Origin of the sequence: Desulfuribacillus alkaliarsenatis, assembly GCF_001730225.1 — a bacterium.
In the GTDB taxonomy this organism is placed as follows: Bacteria; Bacillota; Bacilli; order Desulfuribacillales; family Desulfuribacillaceae; genus Desulfuribacillus; species Desulfuribacillus alkaliarsenatis.
The window spans coordinates 1-12,827 of sequence record NZ_MIJE01000009.1 but is presented as its reverse complement, the minus strand read 5'-3'; the positions used below and the strand labels follow the sequence as shown (position 1 = coordinate 12,827).

12 protein-coding genes, 1 rRNA gene and 1 pseudogene are annotated in these 12,827 nt (G+C 37.6%); 6 read left to right on the top strand and 8 right to left on the bottom strand.

Annotation, left to right across the window (positions count from 1 at the left end):
• The 4 genes and pseudogenes from BHF68_RS15815 to BHF68_RS15350 all read left to right on the top strand — a co-directional run.
• Window positions 1–409 (top strand): annotated as a pseudogene (locus tag BHF68_RS15815) (IS30 family transposase); the annotation flags it as partial.
• 431 nt (window positions 410–840) lie between these two features.
• Window positions 841–1,035, top strand: a complete 195-nt coding sequence (locus tag BHF68_RS05730) for a helix-turn-helix transcriptional regulator (protein ID WP_069642695.1) — start codon at window positions 841–843, stop codon at window positions 1,033–1,035.
• A gap of 53 nt (window positions 1,036–1,088) precedes the next feature.
• On the top strand, window positions 1,089–1,556 hold the full coding sequence (locus BHF68_RS05725; RefSeq protein WP_069642694.1) for a hypothetical protein: 468 nt from the start codon (window positions 1,089–1,091) through the stop codon (window positions 1,554–1,556).
• Window positions 1,557–1,604: 48 nt separating this feature from the next.
• Window positions 1,605–2,201: a small multi-drug export protein gene (locus tag BHF68_RS15350; protein ID WP_176719888.1), complete on the top strand. Its 597-nt coding sequence runs from the start codon at window positions 1,605–1,607 to the stop codon at window positions 2,199–2,201.
• 26 nt (window positions 2,202–2,227) lie between these two features.
• Here BHF68_RS15350 and BHF68_RS05715 read toward each other — a convergent pair whose 3' ends face one another.
• Window positions 2,228–2,728, bottom strand: coding sequence for a GNAT family N-acetyltransferase (locus tag BHF68_RS05715; protein ID WP_176719887.1), 501 nt, complete (start codon window positions 2,726–2,728; stop codon window positions 2,228–2,230).
• Between the two features lie 139 nt (window positions 2,729–2,867).
• Here BHF68_RS05715 and BHF68_RS05710 point away from each other — a divergent pair, with 139 nt between their 5' ends.
• Window positions 2,868–3,647 (top strand): sulfite exporter TauE/SafE family protein, encoded by a 780-nt coding sequence (locus BHF68_RS05710; protein ID WP_069642692.1) that lies wholly within the window; start codon window positions 2,868–2,870, stop codon window positions 3,645–3,647.
• A 79-nt stretch (window positions 3,648–3,726) separates the two neighbouring features.
• Here BHF68_RS05710 and serS read toward each other — a convergent pair whose 3' ends face one another.
• From serS to guaB, 5 genes are all read right to left on the bottom strand, one after another.
• A complete protein-coding gene (serS, locus tag BHF68_RS05705) occupies window positions 3,727–5,007 on the bottom strand; it encodes a serine--tRNA ligase (RefSeq protein WP_069642691.1) in 1,281 nt (426 codons plus the stop codon).
• A 232-nt stretch (window positions 5,008–5,239) separates the two neighbouring features.
• Entirely contained in the window at window positions 5,240–5,809 is a 570-nt protein-coding gene (pdxT, locus tag BHF68_RS05700) for a pyridoxal 5'-phosphate synthase glutaminase subunit PdxT (protein WP_069642690.1), read from the bottom strand.
• 22 nt (window positions 5,810–5,831) lie between these two features.
• On the bottom strand, window positions 5,832–6,716 hold the full coding sequence (pdxS, locus tag BHF68_RS05695; RefSeq protein WP_069642689.1) for a pyridoxal 5'-phosphate synthase lyase subunit PdxS: 885 nt from the start codon (window positions 6,714–6,716) through the stop codon (window positions 5,832–5,834).
• A 149-nt stretch (window positions 6,717–6,865) separates the two neighbouring features.
• Window positions 6,866–8,152: a D-alanyl-D-alanine carboxypeptidase family protein gene (locus BHF68_RS05690; protein WP_069642688.1), complete on the bottom strand. Its 1,287-nt coding sequence runs from the start codon at window positions 8,150–8,152 to the stop codon at window positions 6,866–6,868.
• Window positions 8,153–8,316: 164 nt separating this feature from the next.
• Complete coding sequence (gene guaB, locus BHF68_RS05685) at window positions 8,317–9,771, bottom strand: IMP dehydrogenase (protein WP_069642687.1); 1,455 nt, start codon at window positions 9,769–9,771, stop codon at window positions 8,317–8,319.
• A 176-nt stretch (window positions 9,772–9,947) separates the two neighbouring features.
• Between guaB and BHF68_RS05680 the strand changes: the two genes are divergently transcribed.
• Window positions 9,948–11,009 (top strand): YaaC family protein, encoded by a 1,062-nt coding sequence (locus tag BHF68_RS05680; RefSeq protein ID WP_069642686.1) that lies wholly within the window; start codon window positions 9,948–9,950, stop codon window positions 11,007–11,009.
• Window positions 11,010–11,144: 135 nt separating this feature from the next.
• On the opposite strand, the gene BHF68_RS05675 is transcribed toward BHF68_RS05680, so the two are convergent.
• Both BHF68_RS05675 and rrf read right to left on the bottom strand, forming a co-directional pair.
• A complete protein-coding gene (locus BHF68_RS05675) occupies window positions 11,145–12,323 on the bottom strand; it encodes a putative glycoside hydrolase (protein WP_245669641.1) in 1,179 nt (392 codons plus the stop codon).
• Window positions 12,324–12,580: 257 nt separating this feature from the next.
• A 5S ribosomal RNA gene (gene rrf, locus BHF68_RS05670) occupies window positions 12,581–12,697 on the bottom strand.
• Window positions 12,698–12,827: the final 130 nt, after the last annotated feature.

Here is a 12,827-nt window from a genome sequence, read left to right as displayed (position 1 = left end):
TTAGTGACATGTATGAAACCCTTGGTAAATCAACATATAAGAAGCTTTTCCCAGTAATTCTTACTGATAATGGCAGTGAATTCTCCAACCCTAAAGCCATAGAATACTCAGCAGCGGGAACCCATAGAAGTCACCTGTTTTATTGTGATCCTAGTGCTCCTTACCAAAAAGGTTCAATAGAAGTTAATCACTCTTTAATAAGAAGAATATTGCCAAAAGGGAAATCTTTTAATGACTTAACACAGGATGTATGAACCATGTAAACTCTTATAAACGCAAAAAACTGAACGACAGGAGTCCATACGACGCGTTCAGCTTTTACTATGGAGAAGATATTCTGGGTAGTATGGGATATGTTTCAGTTGCAGCTGAAGACATAAACCTAACACCAAAGCTTCTCAAAAAATAATATATAAAAACGAATATATTTGTCACCAGCAAATGAAAAATATACAGCTGTAAACAAGGGTGGAATTTCCGATTACAAAAAATCGACCGAAAGTTGATCCCTTATTTATCATGTGCAAAAATTCGTTCTTACACACTAATTATAGCAAATTTGAACCTGATAAGATAACTCTACTATGGAATTTTGTTTTCAAAATGGGATATTTAGTTACAAAAGGTGCGTTTTAATTACAAAACTAAACTTTCTATTACAAAACGGTATTTTTGCAATACAAACGGGAAATTCGCGTTTCATTTTAGCAATCTTATCTATCCAATGTCAACGAAACTACACTTTTTGTAAATATAACTTTACTTTATGTTAATGATACTTGACATCATGTCAATAATAGTTTACATTGTAATTAGATATCTTATAAGGAAGTGAGTCAAATGCTTCATAACCGAGTAAAAGAATTACGAGCTAGGTTCAATATGACACAAAGTGATTTAGGAGATTTAGTTGATGCCAGTAGACAGACAATTGGAATGATTGAAAAAGGTGACTACTCGCCATCTATTACATTAGCATTAAAAATTGCTGCTGCTTTTGGAGTAAAGGTTGACGACGTTTTTTATTTGGAATAATGATTTAGAATCAGATTGGGTTTTAAAAATAGATTAAATGAGGTGTTTATACTATGTTTGAACGAATTATGCGATCCCCGTTATTCTCATCACTTGCATTGATAAGTGTAGGGTTTGTTGTGCTTGCAGGTCAATTGGCAAATAGTGATGTCGATTATTTTACATTTGATACTGAACGACTAGTTTTTTTCTCGTGGGTGTTTTTCTTATTATGGTTAATTCCATACACTGCTTTACTATTTGTTTATAATCAGAAGCATCCTAATAAACGCATAAAGTATTTTACGCTTATGCCTGTCGAATTCCAAGAAGCTGATGAAGGTGAGCAATGGGTTACTTACAGAGCTTGTCGTAAAGCTTATATATTTATCTATAGTGCTATTCCAGCTGCATTAGGTATACTGTTTGCTTTGCATACTTTTCCATTTTACGAGTTTTTGCCAACAATATTGTTAGTTCTGATAGGAATCGGGCAATATATTGCCTATTGGACAGAAATTCGAAAGCTTTACCAAAGTTAAAATTACAGACGATAATTGCAATGTTAAATATAGAAAGGTTTTGATGAAATGAACACACTAATGCAAATCTGGGAGTACGTTCTCGTATTCGTAATGGCAGCTATCCCTTGGGTTGAAATAGTATTAGTAATTCCCCTTGCCATTGCTAGTGGACTTAATCCATATTGGGTTACTTTAATCGCCTTTATAGGTAACGCACTACCCATTCTGATTATTATAGCTGCTTATGAAAAATGGGAATCTTGGCGGGCAGAACGTAAACGTAGAAAAGAACTGGCAGAACAAGAGTCTGTAGATTTACAGCCTGCAGAATTACAGTCCACAGAATTACAGTCCACAGAATTACAGTCCACAGAATTACAGTCCACAGAATTACAGTCTACAGAAGCTCAGGATGCTAGTGAGGAGCAGCCATCTAAGCGTGGAAAGCGCGGGCGTAAAATTTGGAATAAGTATGGTCTGCCTGGCTTTGCTCTATTAGCACCTGCAGTAACTGGTATACATTTAGCAGCCGTGATGGCACTAGCTTTTAAAAGTCCAAAGCGTCCTACTGCGATTTGGATGACTACGAGCCTTGCGCTCTGGTCTGTCACAATGGGAGTAGTATCTTATTACGGTTTAGGGTGGTTAGATTGGATCCGTTAGTTTTCATTCAGGCAAATTTTGCGCAGCTAATCTAACCACAAATACATTACATGGGCATCTACAAAGCCTTTTTCCAAATGGTTAAAGGCTTTGGGTAATGTCCCAATGAGTTCAAATCCGCAGCTCTTCCAAAGATGTACAGCAACTTCATTTGTACTAACAACTAAGTTATACTGCATCGCTTTATATCCTAACTTCTTCGCTTGCCTCTTTGAGTGCTCACACATGATTCTCCCAAGTCCGTAACCCCTTGCTGCTTCACCGACTACATACCCACAGTTACATACATGACTACCTAAGCCGATTTGATTTGTTTTTATATAATACGTTCCAATAATTTCTTTATTTTTTATAACAATATAAGTCGCCGTAGGAATCTCCATCCACGCATGAAAAGCATCTTCTTTAGTCATATCTGGAGGATGTGGATAGCTATCCCCTTTTTTAAAAACTGGCTCTAATAATTGCCATATTTGCGGAAAATCTTTTGATTTAGCTTCTCTGATTTGCAGTCCATTATCTATCATTTCGTCCTCCGTTACATACAATAGTTATTATTCAATTATACACTAGCAAATCATCACTTTGATGTTAAAATAGTATAGTGATGTTGGTTATTCTAATAGGAGTTATTCTAATAGGAGTTATTCTGATAGGAGATTTTTTATGGATGATATAAATATTAATATATTGCTTTTTCTTATTCTAGCTGGTTTTATTGCCGCTTTTATCGATTCTGTAGTTGGTGGCGGGGGACTTATATCAGTTCCAGCTTTACTGACAACTGGCTTGCCCCCAACGGTTGTTCTAGGCACTAATAAGCTCGCGTCCAGTATGGGGACACTTATGAGCATGACTTCTTTCTTTCGGTCCGGTAAAATTAATGTACCTTTAGTTGCAAAGTTGCTGCCACTTACACTAGTCGGCTCTGCTCTAGGTGTATACGTCGTGCAAATGCTACCACCAGAGTTTCTAAAACCAATTATTCTCGTGTTATTAATTCTGGTAACTATCTATACAGTCAGTAAAAAAGACTGGGGTATGGCATCAACATTTAGTGTAATGACTACGAAGATGGCTATTTTAGTTGCTTTAGCAGCGTTTGTAATAGGTTTTTATGATGGGTTTTTAGGGCCTGGAACTGGTTCATTTTTAATCTTTGTATTTTTACTAATGGGATTTGATTTCCTGCAATCAGCGGGTAATGCCAAGGTGCTCAATTTTGGGAGTAATATTTCAGCATTAGTTGTCTTTATTTATTTTGACTCTGTTAATTTCTATTATGGTATCCCCATGGGCCTGGCAATGGTTGTTGGCGCTTACTTCGGTTCACGCCTAGCCATTAGTAAAGGCGCAGCTTATGTAAAAATCTTATTTATAGGAATTACCGTAACGCTTATAGGTAAAAGTATATGGGATTATATAAATAATTTTCTATGGCAATAGTAATCTTATAGTGCGAAAAAAGTCTATTCCTACAATAAATTAGGAGTAGACTTTTTTACATTTTATTCTATTGCGTTAATTATTTGCTTTGAATTCTTTCAATTCCACCCATATACGGTCGTAGCACTTCTGGGATTACTACACTGCCGTCTGCTTGCTGGTAGTTTTCCAATAAAGATGCTACTGTTCTGCCAATTGCTAATCCTGAGCCATTTAATGTATGGACAAATTCTGGTTTAGATTTTTCTTCTCGGCGGAAGCGAATTTTTGCCCTGCGGGATTGGAAATCCTCAAAATTACTACAGGAAGATATCTCACGATAGGTGCCATAGCTAGGCATCCAAACCTCTATGTCATATTTTTTCGCTGCCGTAAACCCAAGGTCAGCGGTACACATGCGCATTACACGATATGGCAATCCTAGTAGCTTTAATACCTTTTCTGCATCCGCTACTAATGTTTCTAACTCCGCATATGAATCTTCAGGTCTAACAAATTTCACTAGCTCTACTTTATTAAATTGGTGCTGGCGAATTAAGCCTCTAGTGTCACGTCCTGCCGCTCCCGCTTCTCTTCGGAAGCATGCACTAAATGCTGCGTACTTGATAGGTAACATATCGTTAGTTAGAATGTCATCTCGGTGCATATTTGTTACTGGCACCTCGGCAGTTGGTATTAAGAAATAATCACTATCACTTAGTTTAAATGCATCTTCTTCGAATTTAGGTAACTGCCCTGTTCCAGTCATACTCATACGATTTACTATGTACGGTGGAAGCACTTCTTCGTAGCCATGCTCTGTTATATGTAGGTCTAACATGAAGTTTATTAAAGCGCGTTCTAGGCGAGCTCCTAAGCCCTTGTAAAAAGCAAAACGAGCACCTGTTACCTTGCCTGCAGTCTCAAAATCGATAATTCCTAAGCCTGTCCCAATGTCCCAGTGGGCCTTTGCTTCAAAATCAAAATTAGGCTGTTCTCCTACAATTCTTTCTACAACATTGTCATCCTCAGTTTCCCCAACAGGTACTGATTCGTGTGGCACGTTCGGTATATTCAAAAGCACATTCTCTAACTCATCATCAATGGCGCGTACCTTATCATCAAAATCTTTAATCTTTTGCGATACTTCGCGCATCTCTAAAATTAAATCATCAGCATTTTCCTTGTTACGCTTTTTCAGTGCTACCTCTTCTGAAACAACATTGCGTTGATTCTTCAGGGCTTCAACCTCAACTAACAAATCCCTGCGTTGCTGGTCTAGCTCTATAAAGCGATTCAGATCCTCTATATTTTCACCACGTTTAGCAAGTGCTTTTTGAACATTATCTAAATCACTGCGTATTCGTTTCGGGTCTAGCATAGTTAACAGCTCCTTCTATCTTGATTATAGCTCCCCTTACTATTTCTTATACATTTTACCGTTTTATTCATTAAAAATAAAGCAGCCATGAAATAAAGTAAGAACTTTTTAGCAAATAACGATTAAGCAAAAAAGCAAGGGGTTTACAGATAGCTGTCGGCCCCTTGCTCCTAGTATATCTTTGCATAAAATCTTTGTATTAAATCATCTCTTTCAATAGCTATGATTTTACTTATTCTTCAACCATGTTTACAAACATTCGATGAATACGCTCATCATTAGTTAGTTCAGGGTGGAATGACATTGCTAGAACATTACCCTGTCTAACAATAACTGGACGGTCATTAACGGTAGCTAATACTTCTATATCTTTATGCTTTACTTCTGCTACTAACGGAGCCCTGATAAAAACTGAACAGAAATCCTCACCCACTCCAGGTATTGTAAGATACTCTTCGAAGCTGTCCACCTGGCGTCCAAAAGCGTTTCTCTCTATAGATATATCCAATAGCTGCAAATGAGGCTCTTCGTTGCCTACGATTTCTTTTGCAAGTACTATCATACCAGCGCAGGTGCCCATGATTGGCTTAGCCTCAGCGAACTCACGAATGGCTACATCAAAGCCGTATTTTCTCATTAGCTTACCTATTGTCGTGGACTCTCCACCTGGAATAATCAGACCATCAATATCAGCAAGCTGCTCTACCTTTTTAACAGCAACAGCTTGTGCTCCAGCCTTTTCTATCATATTCATATGCTCACGAACGGCGCCTTGTAGAGCTAGTACACCGATAGTCTTCATCTTTACAGTCACTCCTATTTAATTACCAACCGCGATTTGCCATTCTATCTTCTTCTCTAATAGACGATATTTCAATACCTTTCATGGCAATTCCTAAGTTTTTAGATACTTCAGCAATTAGCTTATAATCCTGATAATGAGTTGTAGCTTCAACTATAGCGCGAGCGAACTTCTCAGGGTTGTCCGATTTAAAGATACCCGAACCTACGAATACTCCGTCCGCACCTAGCTCCATCATTAAAGCAGCATCTGCTGGAGTAGCTACTCCACCTGCAGCAAAATTAACTACTGGAAGCTTACCGTTTTTATTGATGTATTGTAGAAGCTCAAATGGAGCTCCTAAATTTTTCGCATAAGCCATAAGCTCATCCTCATGCATGCTCGCTACTTTGCGGATTTGACTTTGCATTGTACGCATATGACGTACTGCTTCAACTATGTTGCCTGTTCCAGGCTCACCTTTTGTACGGATCATAGATGCACCTTCACCAATACGACGAAGTGCTTCTCCTAAGTCACGCGCTCCACATACAAATGGTACTGTAAATTTGCTCTTATCTAGATGATAAACCTCATCCGCTGGAGTTAGAACTTCACTCTCATCAATGTAGTCAACACCCATAGATTCTAAAACACGTGCCTCAACGATATGACCAATACGAGCCTTTGCCATAACAGGAATGGAAACTGCACCCATAACCTCTTCCGTAATAGTTGGGTCAGCCATTCTAGCTACACCACCTGCAGCACGAATATCAGAAGGTACTCGCTCAAGTGCCATTACTGCAACTGCTCCAGCTGCTTCAGCTATTTTAGCTTGTTCGGCATTTACAACGTCCATAATGACGCCGCCTTTTTGCATTTCTGCCATACCACGTTTTACTGTTGTTGTACCTATTTGAACCATTTATTTTTACCCCCTATAATTAAATACTTCCCTTGATCTGCTAGTCAAAATAATGGATTTTAACTCTAATCACTGACTGCTTTTCAACTAATTTTTTATTTTACAATATAATAACTAAAAATACAACCAAATTACTCGGAATGTATCATTTATTCATTATTATCCTTCGTGAAAATGCCAAGTATGCTATCTGCAATGCCCTCAAAAATATTGACAAAGGTATCTTTAACTCCCCTAGTTAATAGCCTAAAGAATCCACCTTTTTCTACGTCTTCTTTAGCAACTAGGTTAACTGGATAACCTACTAATGCTCCGTCTTTTGTATAATAAATCTGTCCCAAAACTGTATTAGCTTCAATCGGTGCAACTATATCCTCATATATTTCTATGACCTGTGTATAAGAATCCTCTGCACCTTTTTCCACTACTAGGTTTAAGTTTTCAGCTGCCATTAGTATTACATCACGTTCTTTACCCTTTTCAACCCTTGTTGACTCTATATCTTCCTTGCCTCTAACCATCGTCAATTTTTCAAAGTTATTATACCCATAATTTAATAGCTTTAATGTTTCGTCCTGTCGTGCACGGTCACTTTCTGCTCCCATTATTACGCTGACAAGACGCTGACCGTTTTGTACACCAGTAGCAGCTAGACAAAACTGAGCTTCATTTGTAAAGCCCGTTTTTAGCCCGTCAACCCAGTCGTGGCGCAGCATAATGTTATTACGGGTAGGCATGTCGACACCATTCTTAAAGGTAGCAAAAGGTATTTTTGTATACTCTACTGCTTCAGGGTATCTTTTTACTAATTCACGAGAAACAATTGCAATGTCCATAGCCGACATCGTATGTCCGTCTGGATCGTTAAAGTTAGGGTGCTGTTCTATATACGGAAATCCTGTTACATTTAAAAAGCGAGTGTTACGCATTCCAAGCTCGCGTGCTTTCTCATTCATTAGGTTAACAAATATTTCTTCAGATCCAGCTATATGTTCAGCTAAGGCAACAGCACCATCATTGGCAGAATAGATTGCTATCGCTTCAAACAACTCTTCTACTGTAGCTCTCTCTCCGATTGCCAAAAACACTTGTGAACCCGTCATGCGATGAGCTTTATCGCTAGTAGTAACAATATCATCCCAGGAGGTTTGTCCTCTTTCAATTGCTTCTAAAACGATAAGCATAGTCATAACCTTTGTAACACTTGCAGGCGGCAATGAAACATGTTCATTTTTCGAATATAAAACTTGTCCAGTTTCAACGTCCATTAGAACTGCTGATCGAACCTGTAGGTTTAATGGATCAACGTTTTGCTCAGTTGCTTCCTGTTGTAATTCTGGTTGAGACTCTTGATTGTTTTCTGCAAATACATAAGCTCCTGGAACATAAGCAGTGACAAGTGCAAGTATCAATAATAGGCTAAATAACTTTCTCATTTTTTGCTGTTCCTCCTAAGTTTCTCTTCTCTTATCTCTATAAGAATAATTTAAGCCACTATAATAGAATACCATAACCGGGCCCATTCGTGAATGCTACACCACAAAAAATCCAGGTATATTACACCTGAATTTTTTATAGGATTTATTAAATTTAAGTTTTATTATCTATTATAGTTAGGAGCTTCCTTGGTTATATGAATATCATGTGGATGACTTTCAATTAAACCTGCATTTGTAATTCGAATAAATTTTCCGTTATCATGTAAAGACTGTATCGTATGTGTGCCGCAATATCCCATACCTGAGCGCAGTCCTCCAACTAACTGGTAAATAGTATCCGAGATAGGTCCTTTGTACGGTACGCGTCCTTCAATACCTTCTGGTACGAGCTTCTGTTCGTTCTCTTGGAAGTAGCGATCTTTACTGCCCTCTTTCATTGCACCTATAGAGCCCATTCCTCTATAAACCTTATAGCTACGACCTTGATAGATGATTGTCTCACCAGGGCTTTCTTCAGTTCCAGCGAACAAACTCCCAATCATAACTACATTTGCTCCTGCAGCGATTGCTTTAACAATATCACCAGAGTATTTAACTCCACCGTCTGCTATAATTGGTACGCCGTATTCCTTGGCCACTTTTGCACAATCGTACACCGCTGTTATCTGTGGTACTCCAATTCCTGCAATAACGCGGGTAGTACAAATTGAGCCTGGTCCAATTCCAACCTTAACAGCATCTGCCCCTGCTTCAATTAACTCCCTAGTTGCTTCGCCTGTAGCTACATTACCAGCAATAATGTTTAAATCAGGATATGTCTTACGAATTCTAGCTACTGTCTCAATTACCCCGCTAGAATGACCGTGTGCCGTATCAATAACTATGCAATCTACTTGTGCTTTAACAAGGGCAGCTACACGCTCATCTAAATCCTTACTTACCCCTACGGCAGCACCAGCTAGTAATCTGCCTGAATCGTCCTTAGCTGAATGGGGATATTGCTTTGCTTTCTCTATGTCTTTTATTGTTATTAAGCCTTTAAGTTTATTGTTTTCATCTACTAATGGTAGCTTTTCAATTTTATGCTCTTGCAGTATATCTTGAGCCTGATCTAGGGTCGTCCCAACCGAAGCCGTTACTAAATGATCCTTAGTCATTACTTCATCAATCGGTCGATTGTAATTTTTAACAAATCGCAAATCCCTGTTCGTCAAAATACCAACCAATATTAGGTCGTCATTTACAATTGGAATCCCTGATATACGATATTTAGCCATTAACTCTTCTGCTTCGTATACATAATTATGGCGCTGTAAATATATTGGGTTCGTAATAATTCCGCTCTCTGAACGTTTTACTCGATCAATTTCCTCTGCCTGCTGCTCAATACTCATGTTTTTGTGGACTATTCCAATTCCACCCTCCCGAGCAATTGCTATTGCAAGCTTTGAAGTTGTTACTGTATCCATCCCCGCACTCATAAGAGGAATATTTAACTTGATGCGTTTTGTTAATTGCGTAGTCACAGAAACATCTCTAGGTAAGACCTCTGACTTTGCTGGTATTAAAAGAACATCATCAAATGTTAAGCCTTCTTTGACAAACTTGTCTTCCAAATTTTTCACATCTCCTTTGTTTTATTATACTTATCCTAGCCGCCTAGGCTTATATATTATTGCTAGTCTAACAAAGTCCAAGAATTAGTGTCAAGGAGAACTTTATTATTCGCATATTTTTGACTTACCTATGCAAACTAATGTAAGTTACTTCATTTGAATGGAAGGTTCCTGCTATGAAAACAATTAACCGCGTGTTAACTGAAGAACCCTACAATAAAATGTGGGATTACTATATGTACTTTGAAAGCGAAGACACTGTCAAACAGTTTTTGCTTCAGAAATACTCTTATTTAGATACGCTATCTACACAAACCTTAGCATACCAAAATACTCCAAAAATTATTTACTATATAAAACAAGCACGTGCCTATTATAATGCAGCACAGACAAGCAACACATTAGTTAAGCCTTTACTGCTGTATTATGGGATGACCAGCTTATCAAAAGCCTTAATCAATATTAATGATCCCTATTACCCAAAGACTACAAGTGTACTAAGACATGGAATTTCAACTAGGAAAATCAAAAAAACACAATACCATTTTCTCGATGATGAAATTAAAATTCAAAAAGAGGGCTTATTTATTCTACTTAATGATATTTTAAAAGGCCCGACCTTGCCATTAAACACTAAATTCCTTGTGTTTGAGCTGTTATCAGTAATACCCGAAATTAAAGATAGCTACGAACGCTTAAACCGGAAAAGCAAAGTAGTGCCAGTGAATTTAACACACCATTATCAGAATCCAAAGCAAACGACCATCTATGTATCACAGAATGTATTAAGGATTTTAGCAACAGATTATTATGGCTTAATCGATATGCTTAACCAGCGAAATAAAGATGATAGCTCTAAATTCATTCTACCAGAAGACCCTAACCCACATGCTACTTATTTAAAGCTTATTTGGGAGAATACGCGTGGGCATCATGTTTTAGATGAACCGCTAGGATTTAATAACGAATATTTCATTGAGGACGTTAACCGCCGTTTTTTTATAAGATCAAAAATTACTAAAGACATAAATCTTCCTGAAATAAGTATCCATTTCATCCTAATGTATATGCTAGGAATGCTATGTAGATATGAGTCAGAACGTTGGGGTGAGATAGTATTATCCTCTTCATCTAGCGATATGTTTATCATAAATGATTATCTAAATATCTCAATGAGAAAATACCCAAATATGATTCTAAATCATTTGTTTAACGAGCTATTTCTATTTATAAAATAAATCAAATACTAATGTAGTACTACTTTTCGATTCTGATACAAAAAACCTGCTTAGAATTATGGTGATTTCTAAGCAGGTTTTTTGCGTTACCTATTTATGTTTTAGCTATTAATATATTTTAGCTACTACTATGTTTTATCTCCTACGTAGTTCTCTCCACGCTTTTTCATTGTAGCGATTAGCAGCGTTCCACATTATATATTCATCGATGCCTAATTCTTCACCAGCTTTTATCTGCGCCACAACTTCCTCAGGACCATATATTACGCCCCCCATAGTGAAATCCTGTAGCCACGGCCTTACTATTGCAGGAATTTTTCCAGCTTCCTCTAAGCTGCGATTTTTTGTAATTGCGTCTTTTAGCGCTCTAGATACTGTTTGATATGGTTGAGCGTTAGGGTTAGCTAAACCATAGTTTCCAGGTCCGTAGTGCGAAGGATAAATCATTGGACATATATAGTCTACTACACTAGATATCTTATTCCAGTCTTGACCAATATTCATATCGTCTTGAACAGAGGTTGTTAAGCCAAATACATCGGCCGATATAAATACGTTGTATGGGTCTAGCTGCTCTCTTGCATATATTAAAAACTCCTCAATAACCTCAGCTTTTGAGCGTCCATTTTTATTAGGAAAGCTTGCTTGCTGATCAATTAGCCGACCGTTTTCTGGAAAACGAACATAGTCGAATTGTATTTCTCTGAAGCCATATTTAGCTGCTTCCTTAGCTATTTCAATACTATACTCCCACACTTCTTTATTGTGCGGATCGACCCACATAACTCCCCCTGGATCTCGCCAAATCTGCCCATCTTTACGCTTTATTGCTAAGTCCTGCCTTACACCTGGTAAGTATGGGTCTTTAAAGACTACAATTCGAGCAATAGGATATATTTGCTCTCTTTGTAGTTGATATAGAAGTCCTCTTATGTCTTTGATGCGAACACTTTTATTTGCTTCTACTTCTTTTACTATTGGAACTTCAGAAGCATAAGTCATCTTTCCATTATCATCTTTAACATCTATTACAAAGCTATTAATTTCAGTTTCTCTTGCAAGGTTGATGTATTTGTTTAATCTTTCTTCTGATCCGACAGACCCACCGCTTAAATATATACCTCTGACCTTCCTAGGTACACCATGTTTATATAAATCTGCTGGTGTTGCTGTTAAATAGTAGTGTTGCTGATAATCTGGTGTCATTAAACTATATAAACTTTCATCATAACCAGTTCCAAGACCTTCTGTATTTATAGCTCCTAATCCTAATATCGAAGAAAATATGAGTAATGTAATAAACTTACCTAGCATGATTACCTCCATTCCTAAGCTATAACTGTATACAAGCTACAATAGTATACCAGCCACAATAATATACAATTTTGTATTCTTATTATTATGTACTTAGAAAACAAGACAATTCAAAGTTATGTATAAATAGACAGGTAAGTATAAATATATGGGTAGGTAGAAAGATAAAGTAAAAACCAAAAAAACACTTACAATCAGCATTTCTGCTAATGTAAGTGCTTTGTGTTTCGGTCATGTATATCTACATTGTTTCTTTAGCCTGGCAACGTCCTACTCTCCCAGGGGTCTTCACCCCAAGTACCATCGGCGCTGGAGGGCTTAACGGTCGTGTTCGGGATGGGTACGTGTGTGTCCCCTCCGCTATCGCCACCAGACTTTACAACTACACTTCCTAAATCTATAGACATAAAAGCTTATATCATTGTGTTTCCCTACGTTCTTTAAAAACCCTTGTGGTTAAGCCCTCGACCGATTAGTATCTGTCCGCTAAACATATCACTATGC

What these genes read in the sequence shown, in the direction of transcription:
- BHF68_RS05710 (WP_069642692.1), top strand. Translation starts at nt 2,868, where the DNA reads ATGGATGATATAAATATTAATATATTGCTTTTTCTTATTCTAGCTGGT.
- BHF68_RS15350 (WP_176719888.1), top strand. Translation starts at nt 1,605, where the DNA reads ATGAACACACTAATGCAAATCTGGGAGTACGTTCTCGTATTCGTAATG.
- BHF68_RS05690 (WP_069642688.1), bottom strand. Translation starts at nt 8,152, where the DNA reads ATGAGAAAGTTATTTAGCCTATTATTGATACTTGCACTTGTCACTGCT.
- BHF68_RS05680 (WP_069642686.1), top strand. Translation starts at nt 9,948, where the DNA reads ATGAAAACAATTAACCGCGTGTTAACTGAAGAACCCTACAATAAAATG.
- BHF68_RS05725 (WP_069642694.1), top strand. Translation starts at nt 1,089, where the DNA reads ATGTTTGAACGAATTATGCGATCCCCGTTATTCTCATCACTTGCATTG.
- serS (WP_069642691.1), bottom strand. Translation starts at nt 5,007, where the DNA reads ATGCTAGACCCGAAACGAATACGCAGTGATTTAGATAATGTTCAAAAA.
- BHF68_RS05715 (WP_176719887.1), bottom strand. Translation starts at nt 2,728, where the DNA reads ATGATAGATAATGGACTGCAAATCAGAGAAGCTAAATCAAAAGATTTT.
- BHF68_RS05675 (WP_245669641.1), bottom strand. Translation starts at nt 12,323, where the DNA reads ATGCTAGGTAAGTTTATTACATTACTCATATTTTCTTCGATATTAGGA.
- pdxS (WP_069642689.1), bottom strand. Translation starts at nt 6,716, where the DNA reads ATGGTTCAAATAGGTACAACAACAGTAAAACGTGGTATGGCAGAAATG.
- pdxT (WP_069642690.1), bottom strand. Translation starts at nt 5,809, where the DNA reads ATGAAGACTATCGGTGTACTAGCTCTACAAGGCGCCGTTCGTGAGCAT.
- BHF68_RS05730 (WP_069642695.1), top strand. Translation starts at nt 841, where the DNA reads ATGCTTCATAACCGAGTAAAAGAATTACGAGCTAGGTTCAATATGACA.